Below are 19,976 nucleotides of genomic sequence, written 5' to 3'. Positions count from 1 at the left end.
GGGCGACGGCAGCGCGCGCTTCGGCCTGATCGGCGAGGAGGAATCCGGCGTACGCCTCGCCACCGACGACCCCCGCTGCGTCAACCCGCTCGTCGGCGGCCACCCCGGGGAGACCCGCCTGCGGCACGCGCTGGACTGCGCGCTGACCACCCTCCAGCCCGGGAACCCGCAGAAGGTGACGGTCCGCGTCACGGTGGGCTCCACGTGCTCCACCGTGGTCTCGAAGCTCGGCTACTGGATGCCGGACGGCCAGGCCCTCTACACGGGCGGGATGCTGCCGGGACCGACCCTGACCTGCCGTTAGCGTGAGCGGCCGCCGTCGTCGTCGCGTACGGCGGTGCCGAGGACGTGGACGCCGGCCGGCAGCGGGATCCGGCTCGGGGGGAAGGCGAAGCGGTCGACGGTGGTCAGGCGGAAGCCGGCCGCGGTGATGGTCCGCCGGGTGTCGCGGCCGGTGTGGCAGCCGCCCATCAGCCGGGGCCAGACGGTGGCGTCGAGGACGCCTTGGACGCCCCGCATCGCGCGGGTGTCGGCCTGGACGTGCTCGAAGAACCGCAGGCGTCCGCCCGGACGCAGGACCCGGTGGAGTTCGACGAGCGCGGCGTGCGGGTCGGCGATGGAACAGAGCGTGAGGCACGCGACGGCCGCGTCGAACGAGGCGTCGGGGAAGGGAAGTCGCTCGGCCCGGGCGTCGCACAGGTCCACGGGCACGGGAACGTCCTGGCTCCGCCGCCGGGCCAGGGCACGCAGGTTCGGTTCCGGCTCGACGGCGACGAGCCGGGTCACCTCGGGCGGGTAGAAGGGGAAGGTGAGACCGTCGCCCGCGCCGATCTCGATGACCTCGCCCGACAGGCCGGCGAGGAGCCGCCGCCGGTGGGCGGCGATGCCCGCCCTGTCCAGCGCCGGGCCGGCGAACCGGGCGTAGAAACGGGCGAAGCGCGGGTGCGGCGTGAAGGGTTGCGGCGTGCCCGGACGCGGATCGATGGGTGGCGTCATGGCGACCTCTCCTCTGCGACGGACCGGGAACCCGGCCGCCGGGTCGTGGCCCGATGTCAGCTGGGGCTGAGGAGGCAGAACTCGTTGCCCTCCGGGTCGGCCAGCACCGTCCAGTGGATCGCGGACCGGTCGAAGTCGGGTGCGGTGGCGCCCAGGGCGCGCAGCCGGGCCTCCTCCGCCGCCACGTCGTCACCGGGGTAGGGGCGGATGTCCAGGTGGACGCGGTTCCACCCGCTCTTGGGGTCGGGCGTACGGACGAACTCCAGGTACGGGCCGACGCCTCGGGCGGAGCGCATGGTCGCGAGGTCGTCGGTGACCTCGTGCACCGTCCAGTCCATCGCCTCGCCCCAGAACCGGGCCATCTCCCGCGGGTCGGCGCAGTCGACCACGACGGCCGCGACCGGCCCGGTGTCCTGGTAGACCGGACGGGGCTCCAGGACGCAGAACTCGTTGCCCTCGGGGTCGGCCATGACGGTCCAGGGGACGTCGCCCTGCCCCACGTCGGCGAGCGTCGCGCCCCGGTCCTTCAGGCGCGCGACCAGCTCCGTGTGGTGGGCGGCCGAGGAGGTGGCCAGATCGAGGTGCACCCGGTTCTTGACCGTCTTGGGCTCCGCGCTCGCGACGAGGTCGACGCAGACGGCCACGGGGTCCGGATAGACGAAGCCCACGGGTTCGAGGTTGGTCACACCGGGCGCCTCGCTGTCGACGCCCCAGCCGAGCGCCTCCGCCCAGAACCGGCCCAGCGCGGCGTCGTCGTGGGCCTTCATGTTGATCTGTACGAGTCGGGTCGCCATGCCGGCCATCCTAGGAGCCCCCCGGCCCGGGCGCCGGACATGCGGGCGTCGGCCGCTGCCGGGCACGCGCGGCTCCGGTTCGGGACCGGGGCGCCGTGCTTCTGCCGCCCGCCTGCCGTATCAGAAGTTGCCGTAGTTGACCTGCCAGGTCGGCAGGCCCATCCGGCGCCACACCGCGACCACCCGGTCCCGGTCGTCGAGCGACACCCGCACCGCGTGACGGTGACGGACGTGTGCGTCGAACAGCTCCGCCTTGACGACGTCGTCGGAGCGGCTGTCGCCCGAGGCGCGCATCCACAGCTCGTCGTACGGCACCTCGTACCGCTCCAGCCACGCCTCCGTCAGCGCCCGGTGGTCCTCGCTGCGGCCGGAGAGCAGCACGATCCGGTCCTGGTGCGCGGCGCGGAAGGCGCGCAGCGCCTCGCGGACCGGGACGTTGAGCAGGTCCAGGTCGCAGCGGCTGAAGTCGTACGGACCGCGGTCGCCGCGCAGCGCGAGCGTGCCGTCGATGTCGCACAGGACGGCCGACGGCAGGGCCGCGTCGGGGACGTACGGGGTCACCGCCGGCCGGTCGTTGAGCCAGTCGTCGGTGAGCCGCCAGCCGCCTCGGGTGGCCTTGGCGTGCTTCTCGGCCAGGATGCGGATGATCTCCTCGCCGACGGGCCGCTCGCGGGCCGCGTCCCGGCGGACGCACTCGTCCACCGGCACGGCGGTGAAGTCGTGCACGACGAAGGTGGCCTCGCGGCCGGCCAGGGCCGCCTTCAGCCGGCGCGGGACGTGCGGCGTGAGATGGGTGTTGTCGACGACCACGTCGAAGCCGTCGTCGACGGCCGTGCGCAGGGCGACGTCCTGGATGTCGAGCACGGTCTGCTCGTGGGCGCGCGAGCGGCGGTCGCCGCTCGGCAGGTCGAGCATGCTGCGCAGGTCGTCGAGGTTGACCCGGCGCATCCGGCCCTCGGAACGTTCCTGCAGGGCGCGGGCGGCGGTCGTCTTGCCGGAGGCCGGCAGTCCGGTCATCACATGGACCACGGGCACGGTCAGTTCTCCTCGTCGGTGGTGAAGGGGTCGGCGGTCTCGGGACGGAGGCTACGCCACACGAACAGGTCGGTGGGACGGTCGTCGAGGCGCAGGAACATGGCCGAACGCAGCGCCGGGTCCGGCAGCCCCTTCACGGCCCGGGCGAACGCGCCCCGGTCGCCGGCCAGCGGGGCGAGCCGCGCGTACGCCTCGTCGATCGCGCGCTCACGGGCGGCGAACGCCTCCTCCAGACCCGCGATCACGGACCGCACCCAGGCGTCGAACTCGTCGGGCACCTGCTCCAGGAGCGCGTCCAGCGGACGCCCGCCCTGCGAACGGACGCCACCGAGCTCCGCGACCGACAGACCGAGTCCCTGGGCGAGTCGCTTGGCGGCGACGCCGGCGAAACGCTGGACGCCGTGCCCGCGCCAGATGTCGCGCTCGGTGACCCCCGTGAGGACCTTGTGCAGCCGTACGTACTCCGTGAGCTTGGCCTTGGCGCGCACCCCGGACGCGAAGCGCAGCACGAACCCCTCGGCGTCGGTGCCGGTGGCGGCGGAGCCGTCGGGCAGCGTGTTCGTCCGGGTCAGCTTGACGAGCGCTTCGAGCGGCATGGGCGGGTGCACGGTGACGACCGACCCGATGCCCTCCCACGCGGGCGCCGCCTCGGCCAGACCGATCTCCGTGCCGTCGGCGCCGAACGCGGCGAGCAGCACCAGGTCCCGCCGGTCGCCGTAGTCCACGACGATCCGGTTCCGCGGGTAGACGATCTCCATGAGGTACGTCACCCCGGGGACGAGCCGCGCGGTGTCGGCGGCGTCGAGCCGGCGCTGCGCCCACGTGGCCTGGGCGCTGACGAAGGAGCCCTTGGACGCGACCCGCCAGCGCCCGTCGTAGTGGAAGACCAGACCGAGGCTCCCGTCGACCTTCTCGTACACCTCGAACGGCTCGTCGGGCAGCGCGGGCGCGTAGGGCCGGCCGGACTCGTGCTCGGAGACGTTGAAGAACTTCGGCAGCGGGAGCGCCACGATCCGCCCGGTGCGGTCGTCGGCGACGAGACCGCGGCAACGGGTGGTGACACGGGTCCAGACGCCCTCGTACTGACAGCTCCGCGTGTACGTGTACAGGGACAGCGGCAGCTCGGGATGCGACTTGCGGGTCACATGCCCGGCTTCGATCGCGGCGGCCAGCTCCTGGGGCGGCAGCAGCGCGTCGAGAGTCAGGTACGCCTGGCTCATTGGATTCCCTCCCGTGTGCGAGAGGCTCATTCTTCCGTGCGAACAGCGGCTCCGACCAGCGAATTCGCACGCCCTCACGGTCCGGGAGGGGCGGCGCTCACTCCTGTCCGCCGGGCAGGAACGCGTAGAACGGGCCGTCGGGCGCGCGGTCGCGGACGCAGACCGTGACGTCCCTGCCCTTGAGATAGGCGAGCAGCCACTCGCGGAAGGTGAGTTCGTAGAGCGTCCACGCCGGACTGTCGAACTCCTGCACCACGACGCGCCACTTCGCCGAGGCGTCGTCGGGCACGCACAGGAAGACCGCTTCCCCGGTCACGCAGGTCGCCACGGGGATGAGCTCGCCGGGCCCCGCACCCACCGGGCTGGGCAGGTACTCCGCCATGTCCTCCTCGCGCCACATCTCCAGGTCGTCCCGGACATGGCGGTCGAGACTGTGCAGGAGGTGCCGGGCGGGGTGCATGAGGTAGACCTGGTCGTTGACGAGGATCGACCCGTACGCGTCGACGATCGCCCGGAAGTCGTCGGGGAACCGCATCCCGAACTCCCGCTCCATCTCCTCCCACGGCCCCGGGTCCGTCCAGTGGAAGCGGGGCTCGCCCAGCAGCTCCGCTATCTCCGCGACCACCGTCTTCTCCATGCGAGACCCCTTCGAACGACCGGCTTGATCGCCACCCTCTCAGAGGTCCCGCGCGATCTCCAATCGCCAGGGACGGGGACCGGGTTGACCGACCGGACGGCCCGCCGCGCGCCGGGACCTCGCGGGTGGGCGGCGCACCCTTCCCGCGAGGTGCCGGCGCCGGCCGTCCGCGCCTACGGGGCGGTGACGACCACGGCGGCGTTGTGGCCGCCGAAGCCGACCGAGGTCGACACGGCGGTACGGATCCGGGCCCCGCGCACGGTGGTCGGGACGTCCAGCGTGATGTCCTCGCCCGCCTCCGCGAGGTTCGCGGTCGGCGGCACGGTCCCGTGGGCCACCGACAGCACCGTCAGCGCCGCCTCCACCGCGCCGGCGGCGCCCAGGAGGTGGCCGGTGACCCCCTTCGTGGACGTGACCGGCGGCCGGTGCGGGAGGAGCGCGGCCAGGGCGGACGCCTCGACCCGGTCGCCCAGCGGCGTCCCGGTCGCGTGCGCGTTCACCAGGTCGACGTCGGCCGGCTCGCGTCCCGCTTCGGCCAGCGCCTCCCGCACCGCCGTCCGCAGCCCCGCCCCGTCCGGTCGGGGCGCGACCACGTGGTGGGCGTCCGAGGCCGCGCCGTACCCGGCGATCAGCGCCCGGACCCTCGCTCCGCGCGCCGCGGCGTCCGCCGCCCGCTCCAGGACCAGGAAGCCGGCCCCTTCGCCCATCACGAAGCCGTCACGGGCCGCGTCGAAGGGGCGCGAGGCGCCGGCCGGGTCGTGGAACCGGTGCGACAGCGCCCGCAGCCGGTCGAACCCCGCCACGTAGAAGGGGGTCAGGCTCGCCTCCGCGCCGCCCGCGAGCACGACGTCGCACCGCCCGGCCGCCAGCAGGTCCAGGGCGACCCCCAGCGCGCTCGCCCCGGCCGCGCAGGCGGTGGCCACCGCGAGCGACGGGCCGCGCAGGCCGAACTCGACGGCGAGCTGTCCCGCCACCCCGTTCGGGAGCGCCCCCGGCACCGCGAACGGCGACAGGTCCTTCGGCCCGTCCGCCCGCAGCACCGCCAGTTCCCGCTCGTACGTCTCCGCGCCGCCCGCGCCCGTCCCGACGACCACGCCGGTCCGCGCACCGTCCCGGACCGCCTCCGTGAGGCCCGCGTCGGCGAGCGCCTCGCCCGCCGCGCACAGGGCGAACAGCGCGGCGCGGTCCGGCCGCCGGGACACCGCACCCCTCGGCACCCGCGGTTCGGGCGCCCGGCAGGCCACGAACGGCACGCCGCCCGCCTCCCCGAGCACCGCGGTCGGCTTCCCGGCGCAGACGGCCTCCCAGGTCGTGGCCCGGTCCGCGCCCGCCGGGGTGAAGAGCCCGATCCCCGTGACGGCGATGCCCGCGCCCGTGTCCGTGACCGCGCGCCGGGCGCCCGCCGCCGTCACACCGTCTCCGAGGCGCGGGCGACCAGCCGCTCGATGTCGCCGACCGTCGCCGCCGCGTACAGCGCCTCCTCCTCGACGGGCACACCTCGCTCCTTGCGCAGCACCAGCGCCAGCTCGGTCAGCAGCAGGGAGTCGAGCCCGGCCTCCTCGCGGCCGGTCTCCCGGGTCAACCCCTCGGTGTCCAGACCGAGTTCGGCGAGCAGCAGGGTGAGTTCCTCGAAGGTCATCAGGTCTCCTCGATGGGACGTACGACGCGGTGCCCGGCGGCAGCCGCGTGATTGAGGCCGAGCAGCACGCACACGTCCGTCAGGATCGGCACGTGGTACGCCAGCGGGCGCGGGCCCGCCTGATCGGGGCGGGAGTCGAAGCCGCCGTCGGGCCGCTGCCGCTCCAGCAGGTACCGGACGGCGCGGCGCGCGGGGTCCGCTGTCGCGGGCGTGCGGGCCAGCGCGATCAGCGCGTACGCCGTGCTGATCGGGTCGGCCGGCTCTCCGGGCACATGCCCCCAGCCGCCGTCCGGCAGCTGGGTGGAGACCAGCCGGGCGACGGCCCGCGCCCGGGCCCGGGCGGAACCGGGAAGCGCGGGATGGCCGGGGGGCGCCGCGGCCCGGAAGGAGTCGTGGGCCAGGACGACGCGGAACAGGGCGTTGCTCTCGTTGAGGCTCCAGCTCCGCTCGTACGGGCCGCCCGCGGCCTCCCGGTCGAGCAGGAACCGCATCGCCTCCGCGACCACCGGCCCCAAGTCGGGCCGGGGCGCGAGCGCGTGGAGGGCGGCGGCGGTCATCGCCGTCTCCGAGTCCGTGCCCCTCTCGAAGGTGGGCAGGCCGCCGTCCGCGTTCCGGCGAGCGAGCAGATACCCCTCACCGCGATCCACGGCCCGTCCCAGGGCGGGCCGTTCGTCCCTGGCGCGGTGCGCCACCGTGCGGAGGAACTCCACGCAGTACGCGGTGTCGTCGACGTCGCTCTGCGCGACGGACCGGTCGAACCCCCAGCCACCGTCGGCGTTCTGCTGCCCCGTCAGAGCGTCGGCGAGCACCACCAGGGTGTGCGCGGGGGCCCCGGCCCCGGTCAGGGCGAGGCCGCCGGTGGCCGTCGCGAAGACGTCCAGGCCGGTGATGTACGGCACGCCGCCGTCCGGGCGCAGCCAGCGCCGCACCTCCCCGGCCCGCTCGCGGACCGCCTCCGCGTGCCGGGGGCTGTGCCGCAGGGCGAGCAGGGCGAGAAGCCGGGCGAGGTGGTTGGCGTACGGCGGCGGGCCGGGCCGCGCGCTGGGCGCGAGCGTCCACCAGTCCTCCTCCGTGACCAGGCCGGGGAGGCCGGCCCGGAAGCAGTGGAGGACCTTGAGAGCCGTCATCTCCGTGATGAGCCAGCGTTGTTGGTCACCGGCGTCGAAGGCCGCCGTGGGGTCGTCGAGGGGCGTGTGGGGGTGGGCGCCGAGCTCGGTCAGCACCGTCCGGAACGTCAGCAGCTTGCGCCCGGCGGTGAAGTGGGCGAAGCCGCCGAGCAGGCGCCCCACGGCGGTGGCGCCGTCCGCGTACTCGCCCAGCGCCGCGCGGGCCACGGCCTCCTGGAACGGATCCGGTGCGCCCTCGTCCACCCCCGTCTTCAGCCGTCGGACCAGGCGGTCCTGGGCGGCGGGGTCCACCCCCACCGTCGTGAGCAGGCGCAGGGCCAGCGCCGACTCCAGGAGGCGGCTGTCGCAGGGGGCGCGGAGCAGCCCGTCCGGGGCGGCCGCCATGGTCAGCCGGGCGGCCAGCCGCGCCCGGGCCCGGTCGAGCGCCCGGCCGTCGGGCCCGGGGGAGTCGCGGCGGACACCGGGAACGGCGAGGGAAGCACCGCTTAAGGGCGGCGCGCAGGAGGTCATGTCGGTGAGTCCTCGAAGAGAGTGGTGTGGGGTGTGCGAAGAGCGGTCGGAAGGTCAGAGGGCGCGCGAGGCGTGGGGGAAGAGGCGCCGCAGCGCTTCCGCGCCCGTCGGCACCAGCGGCGTGTACCGGTCGCCGAGCGCGGCGGCGGGCTCGACGAACCCGCACCAGGCGATCTCGCCCGGATCCGGCCGGGGTGCGCGGTCCGCCCGCCACTGATGCACCGCCAGGAAGGCGGCCCCGTGCGGATCGTCGACCCGGTGGCGGTACGCCTCGGTGAGGCCGGACACCGTCTCGTAGCCGAGCTCCTCGCGCAGTTCGCGCAGCGCGGCCGTCCGGTACTCCTCGCCGGCGCGCACCGCGCCGCCGATCAGGACGTCGTAGTGCGCGGGGTAGGCGCGGGCCCGGGCGGAGCGCCGGTAGAGCAGCACCCGGCCCGCCTCGTCGGTGCAGACGGTCGCCGCGTACCGGCGCAGCAGCCCCCGAGGGGCACGGCCCTCCCGGCTGCCCCGGGCGACCACCCGGTCGCCGGGGTCGACGAAGTCCACCCGTTCCCCGCCGTCGGGTGCGAGCGGTCCGGTGCGGGGGCTCATCCGCGCGCGCGGACGCGGGCGAGGAACGGGCCGTCCGGCCGGAGGTTCAGCCCGAAGACGGGCTCGCCCGCCGGCGCGGTCGCCGCGATCGAGAAGCGCGGCAGGAGCGCCCCGAGCAGCACCTCCATCTCCCGCATCGCGAAGCGGGTGCCGAGGCACGCGCGCGGACCGATGCCGAAGGGGAGGTACGCCCCCGGGGGCGGTGGCGTCCGCGGCGGGAACCGGTCGGGCGTGAACGCGTCGGGGTCGGGCCAGACGTCGGGGTCGCGGTGGGTGAGGTACGGGCAGACGAGGACGTCCGTGCCGGCCGGGATCCGCACCCCGTCCAGCCACTCGTCGGCCTCGGCCTGCCGGGGGAGCAGCCACCCCGTCGGATACAGGCGCAGCGTCTCCGCGATCACGCCCTCGATCACCGCCGGATCGCCCGCCGCCCGCGCCGCCACCTCCGGATGGCGGTCGAGCTGGACGAACACCCAGGTCAGCGTGCGGGCGCTGCTCTCGTATCCGGCGACGAGGAGGGTGACCAGCTCGTCGCGGATCAGCCGGTCGTCGTAACGGGGGTCGGTCTCCGCCGCGTCGAGCAGCCGGAACAGCAGCCCGGTGCCGGCCGCCCCCGCCGTGTGGCGGGCGCGGGCGTCCGCGATGGCCCGGTGCATCCGCGCGTCCAGTGCGGCCAGCGCCGCCGCTGCCGGCGCCGGCAGCTCCCCGCCGCCACCGACGTCGGCGGGGAGCGCGGCCACGATGTCCTGCACCCCCGCCAGATCCCCGTACGTCGCCAGGTCGAGGGGATGGTCGGTGAGCGAGCGCCAGATGGTGTCCACCGTGAAGAACTGGGCGTCCTCGGCGAGGTCCGCCGGCTCGCCGGTGCGCGCCCGCTCCGCCCAGCGGTCCGCGATCACCCGCGCCGCGCCCGCGATGTGGTGCTCCCAGCGCTGGATCCCGCGGCCGGTGAACGGGGCCTGCAACAACTTCCGTTGGGAGCGCCACTCCTCCCCGGTGGCGCCGATCATGCCGTCCCCGATGAGCGGCCGGGCGCGATGGGTCCGCTTCACGAAGCGGTCGCCGCCGACGCCGAGGACCTGGTGGACGTGGCGCGGGTGGGTCACCAGGACCGCGTCCCGCCCGCCGCGCCGGAAGCCGGTGAGCCGTCCGGGGACCCAGGCGCGGCGCAGCAGTTCGAAGAGCGGGGCGCCGGACGCCGCCCACGCGGCCACCACGTCGTCGTCGAGGAGGTCGGGCAGCCGGCCGACGGCCGGGCTGTCGGGGGACGGAGGGGCGGGAAGGGTGCCGAACGAAAGTGAACTCACGTTGGGTGACTGCATGATGACGTATCGTAGCGGCCTGTGCGATCTTCAGTTTCTCCGCGACGGGCCGACGCCCTGCCCCTCGCCCTCCTCGACCGGCTCTCCCTCGACACGGCGGCGCTGCATCCCAGCGACACCGCCCTCCACCTCGGCGGATTCGTCACCCTGGAGGGGGAGCCGCCGCCCCGGGAACAGGTGGCGCGGTGGCTGGAGCGACGCGTGGCGGACCTCCCCGAACTGGCCCACCGACTGGGCGGCAGCACCCGGCGCCCCCACTGGGAGCCCGATCCCGGGTTCGATCCCGCACGTCACCTGTACGAGCTACCCGGTTCACCCGATCCGGCGGCGGCCGCCGCCGAGGTCGTCCGACAACCCCTGCCCCGGGACCGGCCGTTGTGGGGGCTGTGGCTCGTCCGCCGGGTCGGCGCCGGCTACGGGCTCTGCTACCGCGCCCACCATGCCTTCCAGGACGGGGCCGCCGCCGTCGCCACCCTGGAGCACCTCCTCGGCGACGAGGAGGGCCGTCCGGCACGCACCCAGGCCGGACTCGCCCGCCGCCGGCCGGTGCGCTGGCGCGCCGTCCTGCCCGAGTTCCGCCCGCCGGGCCGGACCACCTGGTGGTCGGCGCTCGACACCCCGCCCTCCCACCGCCCCGCCGTCGCCCTCGCCGACACCCCGCTGGCCCGGCTCCACGCCCTCGGCCGCCGCCTCGGCGCCACCGTCCCCCAGCTGTGCCTGGCGCTCACCGCCGACACCCTCCGCGCCTGGCATCCCGACGACTGGGCGCCCGGCGGACCCGGGCACGGGCGCGGCCTGCGTGCCGGCATGGGCATCGGCGTCCGGGACCCCCGGGAGCCGTTCCCGCTCCTGGGCAACCGGGTCGCCGTCGCCGGCCTGGACCTGCCCTGCGGCGAACCGGATCCGGAGCGGCGGCTCGGCGCGCTCGGCCGGGCCGTCGACTACGGGCGCCTCGCCGCGCTGGCCGACGCGCAGGGAGCGGTGCTGCGCCGCCTCCCGTACCGGCTCGGCAAGCTCTCCCTCGGCCGTGCCGTGGACGCCCGCTACACCCCGGTGATGGTCGCCGACCTGCGGATCCGCCGTCCCCTCGGCTTCGACGGGGCGCCGGCCACCGCCGTGTACCCGCTGCCCGTCCGCGTGCCGGGACAGCCGCTCTTCGTCGCCTGGGCCACCCACCGGCGCCGCCTCCACACCACCTTCGTCGCCGACGCCGCCCTCGCCGGCGCCGACCGGCTCCCGGAGCACTGGGAGGCGGCCCTCACGGCCCTCGAACGGCTGGCCGAGGAGCGGGAGCCGGGAGCGGCGGAGCCCACCGCGCCGCGGCACACCCGATGACCGCCACCGCCGCCTTCGGCGACGCCCCCGGAGCGTGGCCGCTGCTCGGACACCTCCCGCAGCTCGCCGGACGGCCGCTCGCCTTCCTCGACGCGCTGCCCGCCCACGGCGACGTCGTCCGGGTCCGGCTCGGCCGGCGCACGATGCACGTGGTGCACGAGCCCGGGCTCGTGCGGCAGATCCTCACCGACCGGCACGTCTTCGACCGGGGCGGGGTGCTCTACGACAAGGTCCGCGCCGTGATCGGGAACGGGCTCGCCACCTGCCCGAACGCCGAGCACCTCTGGCAGCGGCGGGCACTCCAGCCCGCCTTCCGGCGGTCCCTGACGGAGCGGTACGCGGCGACCATGGCGGCCGAGACCGAGGCGCTCACCGCCCGCTGGCGGCCCGGCCAGGTCGTCGACCTCACCCGCGAGAGCTTCCGGCTCACCACCGCCGTCGCCGTCCGCACCCTCTTCTCCGCCGGGATCTCCGACCGGGCCGCCGAGGAGCTCCGCGCCGCCCTCGACGTGCTGATGTCCGGCGTCTACACCCGGGTCGTGGCGCCCGCCGTGGACCTCGTCCCCTCGCCCGCGCGCGGTCGTTACCGGCGCGCGCTGGCCGCCTGGCACACCGGCGTCGCCGAGATCATCACCGCGTACCGGGCCGCCGGCACCGACCACGGCGACGCCCTGTCGCTGCTCCTGTCCGCCCGCGACGCCGACGGGCGGCCCCTGACCGACGCCGACCTGTGCGACCAGGTCGCCACCCTGGTCCTCGCCGGCGCCGAGACCACCTCCTCCACGCTCGCCTGGGCCCTGCGCCTGCTCGCCGCCGATCCCCGGTCCGGGGACCGGCTGCACGCCGAGGCCGACACGGTCCTCGACGGGCGCCCGGCCCGGTACGCGGACCTGCCCGCCCTGCCCTTCACCGCCGACGTGATCCGCGAAGTGCTGCGGCTCTACCCGCCGGCCTGGGCGATCACCCGCACCGCCGTCCACGACACCGAGCTGGCGGGGCGACCCCTGCCCGCCGGATCCGTCGTCATGTGCTGCCTCTACCTCGTCCACCGGCGCGCCGCCCTGTTCCAGGACGCGGACCGCTTCCGCCCGGCCCGCTGGACGGACGGAGACATCCCCCGAGACGCCTTCCTGCCTTTCGGCCTGGGGGCGACCAAGTGCATCGGGGACGTCTTCGGCATGACCGAGGCCACCCTCGCGCTGGCCTCCATCGCCGCCCGCTGGCAGCTCACCCCCGCCACCTCCCGCCCGCCCCGGCCCGCGCCGCGGCTCGTCCTCTCCCCGGGCCCGCTGCCGATGCGGCTCACCGCCCGGCGCGCGGCCTGAGCCACCCCGACGGTCGCACCGCCCCGGGTCCGGATGCGACGGGGCCCCGTCCCGGGCGGACTGCCCGGGACGGGGCCCCGTGGGGGCGTCCGCGTCAGTTGAGTTCGTCGGGGTGGGGGCCCGTGCGCAGATCGCGGTCGAGGGCGGCGACGGAGCGCATCTCCTCGTCCGAGAGGGAGAAGCCGAGGACGTCGAAGTTCTCGCGGATGCGGTGAGGGGTGACGGACTTCGGGATGACGACGTTGCCGAGCTGCAGGTGCCAGCGGATGACGACCTGCGCCGGGGACCTGCCGTGGCGGGCGGCGACGGCCGTGATCGCGGCCTCGTCGAGGACCGCGCCCTGGGCGAGCGGGCTCCACGCCTCGGTGGCGATCCCGTGCTCGGCGTGGAAGGCGCGCAGCTCGGCCTGCTGCAGGCCCGGGTGCAGCTCGATCTGGTTGACGGCCGGAGTCAGCGTCGCGCCGTCCAGCAGCCGCCGCAGGTGGTCGGGCTGGAAGTTGGAGACGCCGGCGGCACGGATGCGGCCCTCCTCGGCGAGGCGCTCCAGCGCGCGCCAGGACTCCCGGTAGAGGTCGCGGGCGGGAGTGGGCCAGTGGATGAGGTAGAGGTCGACGTGGTCGAGGCCGAGCTTCGCCAGGCTCGCGTCGAAGGCGCGCAGGGTGGCGTCGTAACCCTGGTCCGTGTTCCACAGCTTGGTGGTGACGAACAGTTCCTCGCGGGGCAGCCCGGAGGCGGCGAGCGCGCGGCCGACGCCGGCCTCGTTGCCGTAGACGGCGGCGGTGTCTATGGAGCGGTAGCCGGTCTCCAGGGCGGCCGTGACGGCGGCGGTCGTCGCGTCGTCGGAGACCTGGAAGACGCCGAAGCCGAGCTGGGGGATCTCGACGCCGTTGTTCAGCGTGACGGTGGGGACGGCGGGCGTGGCGGAGGTGGTCATGGGGTGCGGATGTTCCTTCAGCGGGTGCGCGGTGCGAGGGTGTAGCGGACGGTCTGGGCGGTGATGAGTCCGTCGCGGAAGACGAAGGTGTCGACGCCGTCGAGGACTTCGTGGGTGGGCGTGGTGGCGGTCCACTCCAGGAACAGCACGTCCCCGGCGAACCGCTCGCGGAGCTGCCATTCGGCGTCGGGCAGGTCGGCGAGGAGCCGGCCGATGCCCTGCTTCACGCCCTCGCGTCCGGTCAGGACGCCGTGGGGGGTGACGAAGACCGCGTCCTCGGCGTAGTTGAGGCTGAGGGCGTCGAGGTCGCCGCTGCCCAGCCGGGCGCCGTGGTCGGCGAAGACCTCCCGCGGTGTGCGGACCGGCCGCCGCGGGGCGGTCATCGGCCCAGCTCCGCGAGGGCGGCCGCCGCGAAGGAGTGGTCCTGCTCGGGGGCGCCGCCGCCGACGCCGATGGCGCCGACGAGGCGGCCGTCGCGGTGGACGGGGATGCCGCCGGCGATGAAGAGCAGCGGCCGGTCGAGAGCGGTCGTGAGGCTGTGGAAGGGGCCGTCCGGCTTGACCAGGTCGACGAGGTCGGCGGTGGGGGCGTCGAGCTGGAGCGCCGTGTACGCCTTGCGGGTGCTGGTCTCGCCGGAGATCAGCACGGCGCGGTCGTCGCGGCGGAAGGCGAGCAGGTGGCCGCCGGCGTCCAGGACGGTGACGCTGACGGTGACCCCGGCGGCCTCGGCGGCACGGGCGGCGGTGGCGACCAGGATCTCGGCGTCGGCGATGGTCAGCGGGGTCAGGGTGGTGGTGCTCATGGCGCCTTTCCTTGGGGGGAGGGGTGGGTGTCGCTGAGGGAAGGGTCAGTGGTGTACGGCGACCGGGGCGGCGGTGGCGGTCGCCTCGGCCGGTGCGGTGGCGGGGGCCCGGCGCTCCAGCGCGGCGGACCAGAAGGCGAGGCCGAGCGCGGCGGCGGCGAGGAGGGCGCCCACCCAGTTGGGGGAGGTGTAGCCGAACCCGCCGGCGATCACGAGGCCGCCGAGCCAGGCGGCGAGGGCGTTGCCCAGGTTGAAGGCGCCGATGTTGACGGCGGACGCCAGGGTCGGGGCGCCGTGGGCCTGGTCGAGGACCCGCTTCTGCAGCGGGGGCACGGTGGCGAAGCCGAGCGCGCCGATGAGGAGGATCGCGATCGCGGCGAGGATCTTGTACTCGGCCACGACCGTGAACAGCGCGAGGACGGCCGCGAGCCCGGCGAGGGTGACGTACAGCAGGGGCATCAGCGCGCGGTCGGCGTACCGGCCGCCGATCAGGTTGCCGAGGAACATGCCGACGCCGAAGAGGACCAGGAGCCAGGTGACGGCGCCGTCGGAGTAGCCGGCGACCTCGGTCATCATCGGCGCGATGTAGGTGATCGCGGCGAACACGCCGCCGAAGCCGAGGACGGTCATCGCCATCGCGAGCAGCACCTGCGGGTTGCGGAAGGCGCCCAGCTCGCCGCGCAGACGGGCGCCCGCGGGGCGCGGCATGGCGGGTACCAGCCGGGCGATGCCGAGCAGCCCGATCACGCCGAGGGCCGCGACGATCGCGAACGTGGTCCGCCAGCCGACGGCCTGCCCGATGAAGGTGCCCAGGGGGACGCCGACGATGTTGGCGACGGTCAGGCCCGTGAACATGGTGGCGATGGCGCCGGCCTTCTTGTCCGGGGCGACGAGCCCGGCGGCGACGACGGAACCGATGCCGAAGAACGAGCCGTGCGCGAGCGAGGCGACGACCCGACCGGTCAGCATCATCCCGAAGCTCGGGGCGACGGCGGAGACCAGGTTTCCGACCACGAACAGGCCCATCAGCACCATGAGCATCCGCTTGCGGCTCACCTTGTTGCCCAGGACGGTCAGCAGGGGAGCGCCGATGACGACGCCGAGCGCGTAGCCGGTGACGAGGAGGCCGGCGGTGGGGATGGTGACGCCGTAGTCGGCGGCGATCTCGGGCAGCAGGCCCATGATCACGAATTCTATGGTGCCGATGCCGAAGGCGCCGACGGCCAGGGCGAGGAGTGCGAGCGGCATGGCTCAACCTTCCGGATTGCTTGAGTGAGCTCTTTGCGTGCCTCCACAATAATTGCATGCGCGGCATAACCGCAAACGCGGGTATGGGTTGGTTGTAAGTTCTTTGCCTCTCGCGCGGCGCGCGGACGTCCTCAGCGGCGAGGCGGCGACGGGGGTGCGGACGGGCCGTCTCGCCCGTCGGCCGTCAGCCGGCTGACCACGCCGACGACGCCGTCCACCCGCCAGGCGGCCCGGAGCGGCACGGTGGTGTCGATCTCCGGTCCGGCGGCACCCTCGATGGTGACGATTCCGTCCCGGACGTCGATGCGGAGCCCGGCGGCGTCGAGGCCGGGACCGTCGGCGCGCACCGCGACGGCGACGGCTTCGCGGATCTCCTCGTCGGTGCGCAGGAAGACGCGCAGGAGGTCACGGCGCGTGGTGATGCCGATGAGACGGTCCTCCTCGTCCACCACCGGCAGTCGGTCGATGTGGCGGCGCTCCATGATCCGCGCAGCGTCGACCACCCGTTGTCCGGGGTGCACGGTGACCGCGGGGCTGGACATCAGTCCGCCGGCCGTCACGGCCGGTCCCGCGACGGGGCGAACGCGGACGATCCGCCCCAGGGCCCCCCGCACGCGGCCACGCCCGGGCCGGCCGTGGGCCCCCTGTCGCCGGGTCAGGTCGGCCAGGGAGACCAATCCCACGACCTTGTCGTCGTCGTCCACCACCGGCAGACCGCCGATGTGGTGGGTCGTGAGCAGGCGGGCCAGCTCCTTGAAGGAAGTGCCGGGGTGCGCCCGGACCACGTCGCCGGTCATCACCTCGCCCACGGTCCGGTACTGCACCACGTTCTCCCCCTTCCTGCGTCCACAGGACCCTCGGGTGTCGCGCACGGCATCGCCGGCGTCACATGTCGAAGACGATCCGGGCCCGGACGCGCCCGTGGAGCACCTCGTCGATGCACTCGTTGACGGACGAGAGCGGGCGGGTCTCGTAGACCACACGGGTGCGTCCCGCGGCGTGCAGCCGGAACACCTCGGCCAGGTCCTGGCGGGTACCCACGATCGACCCGATGACGGATGTCCCGCCGAGGACGGTGGAGAAGACCGGTACCTGGACGATGCCGTCCGCGGGCAGGGCCACCATGACCAGCTTGCCGCCGCGGCGCAGGCCGGCCAGCGCGGTCGCGAAGGTCTCCTCGTTCACCGCCAGTGCCAGGGCCGCGTGGGCTCCGCCGTGCTGCTGGAGCACCGCCGCCGGGTCCTCCTCGCGGGCGTCGATGAGGATGTCGGCGCCGAGCTCCTCGGCGAGTCGGAGCTTGTCGTCGGAGATGTCGATGGCGGCGACCGTCGCACCGGCGATCTTCGCGTACTGCACGGCCAGGTGCCCCAGGCCGCCGACGCCGGAGATCGCCACGAGGTCGGCCGGTCCGACTCCGGCGACCTTCAGGGCCTTGTAGGTGGTGACGCCCGCGCAGGTCAGCGGGGCCGCTTCGCGCGGGTCGACGCCGTCGGGGACGGGTAGGGCGAAGTCGGCGTGGGCGAGCATCTTCTCGGCGTAGGCGCCGTCGGTGCCGTAACCGGTGTTGATCTGCTCCTCGCAGAGCGTCTCCCAGCCGGTGAGGCAGTGCTCGCAGCGCCCGCAGGCCCAGCCGAGCCACGGTACGGCCACGCGCTGTCCGGGCGACAGGTGCGTGACACCCTCCCCGAGGGCCTCGACGATGCCGACGCCCTCGTGCCCGGGGACGAACGGCGGCGTGGGCTTCACCGGCCAGTCACCGTGTGCGGCGTGGATGTCCGTGTGGCACAGCCCGGACGCCTCGACGCGGATGCGGACCTGCCCGGGACCGGGCAGGGGATCGGGGCGCTCTTCGAGTACCAGAGGCTCTCCCAGGGACTTCACCACAGCTGCCTTCATGACCCGCTCCTCCTGTCGTCGCTGGTTCCACAGTGGTGCGGGAGACGAGAAGGGACCAGGACCGGTCAGGTCCCGCGCCGGGGGCCGTTCGGCCCGGGATCCGCCGGGCCGCTCGGCACGCGGGCGGCGAGGACCGACGGTCCCGGGCCGTCGGCCTCCGCGCCCCGCGCACGCCGCAGGTCCGGCCAGGGCCGTCGCCGGCGGCCGGACCACCCGCACGGCCGATAGGGTGGCGCCCACGAACGGGCGGCGAGGTCAGGAGAAGTGGTGGGCGAGGAGCCGCTGTCGCGGATGCCCCAGTTGCGGCTCGACGAGCTGCTGGAGGAGCTGCAGGCGCGCATCGACGCGGCGCGCGGGACCCGGGACCGTGTGCACAGCCTGCTCGAGGCCGTCGTATCGGTCGGCCGGGAGCTGGACCTGTCCCAGGTGCTGCGGCGCATCGTCGAGGCCGCGGCGCTTCTGGTCGACGCCCAGTACGGCGCCCTGGGGGTGATCGGCCCGGACGGCCGGACGCTGTCGCGGTTCCTGACCGTCGGGCTCACGGACGACGAGATCACGAGGATCGGTCCGCTGCCGGCGGGGCACGGCATCCTGGGCGAACTGATCCGCAATCCCGAGCCGCTCCGGCTGACGGACCTCGGCACCCATGAGGCGTCCTACGGCTTCCCTGCCCACCACCCGCCGATGCGCACCTTCCTCGGCGTCCCCATCCGCGTCCGCGACGAGGTCTTCGGCAACCTCTACCTGACCGACAAGCGCGGCGGTCTGGACTTCGACGCCGAGGACGAATCGGTGATCTCCACCCTGTCCGTCGCCGCCGGCGTCGCCATCGACAACGCGCGGCTGTACGAGGCGTCGCAGCGCCAGCAGCGCTGGCTGCGGGCCAACGCCGAGATCACCAACAGCCTGCTCTCCGGCAGCCCCCGGCTCGAGGTCCTGGAACTGATCGCCCGCCGCGCCCAGGAGATCACCGGGGCGGCGCTCGCCGACGTCTCGGTGCCCGTCACCGGGACGGACGACCTCGTCGTCGAGCTGGCCATCGGTGCCGACGGCGATACCCGCCGCGGTCTGGTGGTCCCGGTCGCCGGCACCCTGTCCGGCGCCGCCTTCCGGGCCGGAGCGCCCGTGACCACCGCCTGCCTCCCGGGGGACGACCGGTACACCGCCGGGCCCCGCCGCTTCGACGGACTGGGCCCGGCGGTCGCCGTCCCGCTGGGAACCGCCGCCAAGGACACCCGAGGCGTCCTGCTGCTCGCCCGCCACCGCACCGAACCGGTCTTCACCGACGGGGAAATGGAGCCGCTGCTCGCCTTCGCCGGACAGGCCGCGCTCGCTCTGGAGCTGGCCGCGCGGCGCAGCGACGCCGAGCAGCTCGCCCTCCTGGAGGACCGCGACCGCATCGCCCGCGACCTGCACGACCTCGCCATCCAGCGGCTCTTCGCCACCGGAATGACGCTACAGAGCGCCGCCCGGCTCGTCCAGCACGAGGGCGCCGCCGAACGCGTCTCGCGCGCCGTCGACGACCTCGACGAGACCATCAAGATCATTCGTTCCACGATCTTCGGCCTGCGCGCCCGTGACGAGGACGCGGGACCGAGCCTGCGGGCCCGCGTGGCCCGCGCCGTCGGCGAGACGGCGACGACGCTCGGCTTCCCGCCCCGTCTGAGCATGGAGGGCCTGCTGGACACCGACGTACGGCCCGAGGTGGCCGACCACGTCACGGCGGCCCTGACCGAGATGCTCAGCAACGCCGCCCGGCACGCACACGCCACCCGGGTCGAGGTCGTCCTGCGGGCCACCGCGGACGAGGTCGTCCTCACCGTCACGGACAACGGCCGGGGAATCCCGGAAGGCGGCAGGCGCAGTGGCCTGAGCAACCTGGCGGAGCGGGCTCGCGGCGTGGGGGGCACCCTGACGACAGAGCGCCCGGAGCGGGGCGGCAGCCGGCTGGTGTGGCGCGCGCCCCTCGGCGTCGACCACGCCGGATGACCGCCGGAGCCCCGGGACGGCCTACACGGTGAGCCGCAGGCCCGTCACCAGGTCCGGCCGGATGCGCACCGCGGTGTTCATGGCGGGGTGTCGTGCCCAGGGGCGCAGACGGGCGGCGAAACGCGCGAGTTCGTTCTCATCCGTGACCTGGCGCGCGTACCCGGTGACCACCACGCTCCACCCGAGGTGGGTCTCGGGGTCGATGACGTCGGCCTCGTAGGCCACGACGACACCGGCGGCCTGGGTGGGCGTCACGAGGGAGGCGAGCGTGGCGCCGTCGTGCAGCCGGACGATGACGTCCTCACCGTCCATGAGGTGGTTGACCGGGCGGATGGCCGGCAGGGCCTGATGCGTGAAGACGATGCGTCCGAGCGAGACGGTGCCGAGCAGCCGCAGGGCCTCGGCCCGGCCGAGCTGCCCCGTTCGCCGGGGCGCCACCGACTCACGGCGGTCGTCCACCGTGGTACGCGTGGCTTCGTCCTTCATCGTGCTCACTTTCTGTTCCGGCTCGGCTCCGGACGCCGTCGCCGCCTTCAGCCAGCGTCTCCCCGCGCACGCGGGCCCAGTAGGGCCGAA

General features: G+C 74.7%; 21 protein-coding genes. 4 read left to right on the top strand and 17 right to left on the bottom strand.

Going from position 1 to position 19,976, the window contains the following annotated elements:
• Positions 1–175 precede the first annotated feature (175 nt).
• Positions 176–304, top strand: coding sequence for a hypothetical protein (locus ABFY03_RS02360; RefSeq protein ID WP_346168998.1), 129 nt, complete (start codon positions 176–178; stop codon positions 302–304).
• Here the strand turns inward: ABFY03_RS02360 and ABFY03_RS02355 are convergent.
• The 10 genes from ABFY03_RS02355 to ABFY03_RS02310 form a co-directional block, all read right to left on the bottom strand.
• A complete protein-coding gene (locus ABFY03_RS02355) occupies positions 301–996 on the bottom strand; it encodes a class I SAM-dependent methyltransferase (protein WP_346168997.1) in 696 nt (231 codons plus the stop codon). The genes ABFY03_RS02360 and ABFY03_RS02355 overlap by 4 nt on opposite strands.
• Before the next feature lie 56 nt (positions 997–1,052).
• On the bottom strand, positions 1,053–1,790 hold the full coding sequence (locus tag ABFY03_RS02350) for a VOC family protein (RefSeq protein WP_319013463.1): 738 nt from the start codon (positions 1,788–1,790) through the stop codon (positions 1,053–1,055).
• Between the two features lie 120 nt (positions 1,791–1,910).
• Positions 1,911–2,825, bottom strand: coding sequence for a phosphatase domain-containing protein (locus tag ABFY03_RS02345; protein WP_346168996.1), 915 nt, complete (start codon positions 2,823–2,825; stop codon positions 1,911–1,913).
• 2 nt (positions 2,826–2,827) lie between these two features.
• On the bottom strand, positions 2,828–4,045 hold the full coding sequence (locus ABFY03_RS02340) for an RNA ligase (RefSeq protein ID WP_346168995.1): 1,218 nt from the start codon (positions 4,043–4,045) through the stop codon (positions 2,828–2,830).
• A 97-nt stretch (positions 4,046–4,142) separates the two neighbouring features.
• Positions 4,143–4,682: an SMI1/KNR4 family protein gene (locus ABFY03_RS02335; RefSeq protein ID WP_346168994.1), complete on the bottom strand. Its 540-nt coding sequence runs from the start codon at positions 4,680–4,682 to the stop codon at positions 4,143–4,145.
• A gap of 173 nt (positions 4,683–4,855) precedes the next feature.
• Positions 4,856–6,094 carry a beta-ketoacyl-[acyl-carrier-protein] synthase family protein gene (locus ABFY03_RS02330; RefSeq protein ID WP_346168993.1) on the bottom strand — a complete coding sequence of 413 codons (1,239 nt, stop codon included), beginning with the start codon at positions 6,092–6,094 and terminating at the stop codon, positions 4,856–4,858.
• On the bottom strand, positions 6,091–6,321 hold the full coding sequence (locus ABFY03_RS02325) for a phosphopantetheine-binding protein (protein WP_319013468.1): 231 nt from the start codon (positions 6,319–6,321) through the stop codon (positions 6,091–6,093). The genes ABFY03_RS02330 and ABFY03_RS02325 overlap by 4 nt, the downstream gene beginning before the upstream one ends.
• A complete protein-coding gene (locus ABFY03_RS02320; RefSeq protein ID WP_346168992.1) occupies positions 6,321–7,958 on the bottom strand; it encodes a prenyltransferase/squalene oxidase repeat-containing protein in 1,638 nt (545 codons plus the stop codon). Before ABFY03_RS02320 ends, ABFY03_RS02325 begins: the two co-directional genes overlap by 1 nt.
• 54 nt (positions 7,959–8,012) lie before the next feature.
• Complete coding sequence (locus ABFY03_RS02315; RefSeq protein WP_346168991.1) at positions 8,013–8,549, bottom strand: NUDIX domain-containing protein; 537 nt, start codon at positions 8,547–8,549, stop codon at positions 8,013–8,015.
• Entirely contained in the window at positions 8,546–9,856 is a 1,311-nt protein-coding gene (locus ABFY03_RS02310; RefSeq protein WP_346168990.1) for a cytochrome P450, read from the bottom strand. The genes ABFY03_RS02315 and ABFY03_RS02310 overlap by 4 nt, the downstream gene beginning before the upstream one ends.
• Before the next feature lie 36 nt (positions 9,857–9,892).
• Between ABFY03_RS02310 and ABFY03_RS02305 the strand changes: the two genes are divergently transcribed.
• Positions 9,893–11,206, top strand: coding sequence for a wax ester/triacylglycerol synthase domain-containing protein (locus ABFY03_RS02305; protein WP_319013472.1), 1,314 nt, complete (start codon positions 9,893–9,895; stop codon positions 11,204–11,206).
• Positions 11,203–12,531, top strand: coding sequence for a cytochrome P450 (locus ABFY03_RS02300; RefSeq protein ID WP_346168989.1), 1,329 nt, complete (start codon positions 11,203–11,205; stop codon positions 12,529–12,531). Before ABFY03_RS02305 ends, ABFY03_RS02300 begins: the two co-directional genes overlap by 4 nt.
• Before the next feature lie 94 nt (positions 12,532–12,625).
• Here ABFY03_RS02300 and ABFY03_RS02295 read toward each other — a convergent pair whose 3' ends face one another.
• The 6 genes from ABFY03_RS02295 to adhP form a co-directional block, all read right to left on the bottom strand.
• Positions 12,626–13,465, bottom strand: coding sequence for an aldo/keto reductase (locus tag ABFY03_RS02295; protein ID WP_346168988.1), 840 nt, complete (start codon positions 13,463–13,465; stop codon positions 12,626–12,628).
• A 17-nt stretch (positions 13,466–13,482) separates the two neighbouring features.
• Positions 13,483–13,848, bottom strand: coding sequence for a nuclear transport factor 2 family protein (locus ABFY03_RS02290; RefSeq protein ID WP_346168987.1), 366 nt, complete (start codon positions 13,846–13,848; stop codon positions 13,483–13,485).
• Positions 13,845–14,267, bottom strand: a complete 423-nt coding sequence (locus tag ABFY03_RS02285; RefSeq protein ID WP_319013476.1) for a GlcG/HbpS family heme-binding protein — start codon at positions 14,265–14,267, stop codon at positions 13,845–13,847. The genes ABFY03_RS02290 and ABFY03_RS02285 overlap by 4 nt, the downstream gene beginning before the upstream one ends.
• A 45-nt stretch (positions 14,268–14,312) precedes the next feature.
• Positions 14,313–15,515, bottom strand: a complete 1,203-nt coding sequence (locus ABFY03_RS02280; RefSeq protein WP_346168986.1) for an MFS transporter — start codon at positions 15,513–15,515, stop codon at positions 14,313–14,315.
• A 131-nt stretch (positions 15,516–15,646) separates the two neighbouring features.
• Positions 15,647–16,342, bottom strand: coding sequence for a CBS domain-containing protein (locus tag ABFY03_RS02275; protein ID WP_346168985.1), 696 nt, complete (start codon positions 16,340–16,342; stop codon positions 15,647–15,649).
• A gap of 58 nt (positions 16,343–16,400) precedes the next feature.
• Positions 16,401–17,411, bottom strand: coding sequence for an alcohol dehydrogenase AdhP (adhP, locus tag ABFY03_RS02270; protein ID WP_319013479.1), 1,011 nt, complete (start codon positions 17,409–17,411; stop codon positions 16,401–16,403).
• Positions 17,412–17,702: 291 nt separating this feature from the next.
• Here adhP and ABFY03_RS02265 point away from each other — a divergent pair, with 291 nt between their 5' ends.
• On the top strand, positions 17,703–19,400 hold the full coding sequence (locus ABFY03_RS02265) for a sensor histidine kinase (protein WP_346172189.1): 1,698 nt from the start codon (positions 17,703–17,705) through the stop codon (positions 19,398–19,400).
• Between the two features lie 21 nt (positions 19,401–19,421).
• Here the strand turns inward: ABFY03_RS02265 and ABFY03_RS02260 are convergent, their stop codons facing one another.
• Complete coding sequence (locus tag ABFY03_RS02260; RefSeq protein ID WP_319013480.1) at positions 19,422–19,886, bottom strand: pyridoxamine 5'-phosphate oxidase family protein; 465 nt, start codon at positions 19,884–19,886, stop codon at positions 19,422–19,424.
• Positions 19,887–19,976: the final 90 nt, after the last annotated feature.

The organism is Streptomyces roseofulvus (assembly GCF_039534915.1).
Classification (GTDB): Bacteria; Actinomycetota; Actinomycetes; order Streptomycetales; family Streptomycetaceae; genus Streptomyces; species Streptomyces roseofulvus.
Note: the sequence above shows the minus strand (reverse complement) of the source record. Positions and strands in the feature narration are given on the sequence as shown.

Coding starts and splice junctions, on each gene's coding strand:
- ABFY03_RS02320 (WP_346168992.1), bottom strand. CDS start 7,958: ATGACCTCCTGCGCGCCGCCCTTAAGCGGTGCTTCCCTCGCCGTTCCC.
- ABFY03_RS02325 (WP_319013468.1), bottom strand. CDS start 6,321: ATGACCTTCGAGGAACTCACCCTGCTGCTCGCCGAACTCGGTCTGGAC.
- ABFY03_RS02355 (WP_346168997.1), bottom strand. CDS start 996: ATGACGCCACCCATCGATCCGCGTCCGGGCACGCCGCAACCCTTCACG.
- ABFY03_RS02285 (WP_319013476.1), bottom strand. CDS start 14,267: ATGAGCACCACCACCCTGACCCCGCTGACCATCGCCGACGCCGAGATC.
- adhP (WP_319013479.1), bottom strand. CDS start 17,411: ATGAAGGCAGCTGTGGTGAAGTCCCTGGGAGAGCCTCTGGTACTCGAA.
- ABFY03_RS02295 (WP_346168988.1), bottom strand. CDS start 13,465: ATGACCACCTCCGCCACGCCCGCCGTCCCCACCGTCACGCTGAACAAC.
- ABFY03_RS02265 (WP_346172189.1), top strand. CDS start 17,703: ATGCCCCAGTTGCGGCTCGACGAGCTGCTGGAGGAGCTGCAGGCGCGC.
- ABFY03_RS02260 (WP_319013480.1), bottom strand. CDS start 19,886: ATGAAGGACGAAGCCACGCGTACCACGGTGGACGACCGCCGTGAGTCG.
- ABFY03_RS02300 (WP_346168989.1), top strand. CDS start 11,203: ATGACCGCCACCGCCGCCTTCGGCGACGCCCCCGGAGCGTGGCCGCTG.
- ABFY03_RS02290 (WP_346168987.1), bottom strand. CDS start 13,848: ATGACCGCCCCGCGGCGGCCGGTCCGCACACCGCGGGAGGTCTTCGCC.
- ABFY03_RS02335 (WP_346168994.1), bottom strand. CDS start 4,682: ATGGAGAAGACGGTGGTCGCGGAGATAGCGGAGCTGCTGGGCGAGCCC.
- ABFY03_RS02315 (WP_346168991.1), bottom strand. CDS start 8,549: ATGAGCCCCCGCACCGGACCGCTCGCACCCGACGGCGGGGAACGGGTG.
- ABFY03_RS02350 (WP_319013463.1), bottom strand. CDS start 1,790: ATGGCGACCCGACTCGTACAGATCAACATGAAGGCCCACGACGACGCC.
- ABFY03_RS02280 (WP_346168986.1), bottom strand. CDS start 15,515: ATGCCGCTCGCACTCCTCGCCCTGGCCGTCGGCGCCTTCGGCATCGGC.
- ABFY03_RS02340 (WP_346168995.1), bottom strand. CDS start 4,045: ATGAGCCAGGCGTACCTGACTCTCGACGCGCTGCTGCCGCCCCAGGAG.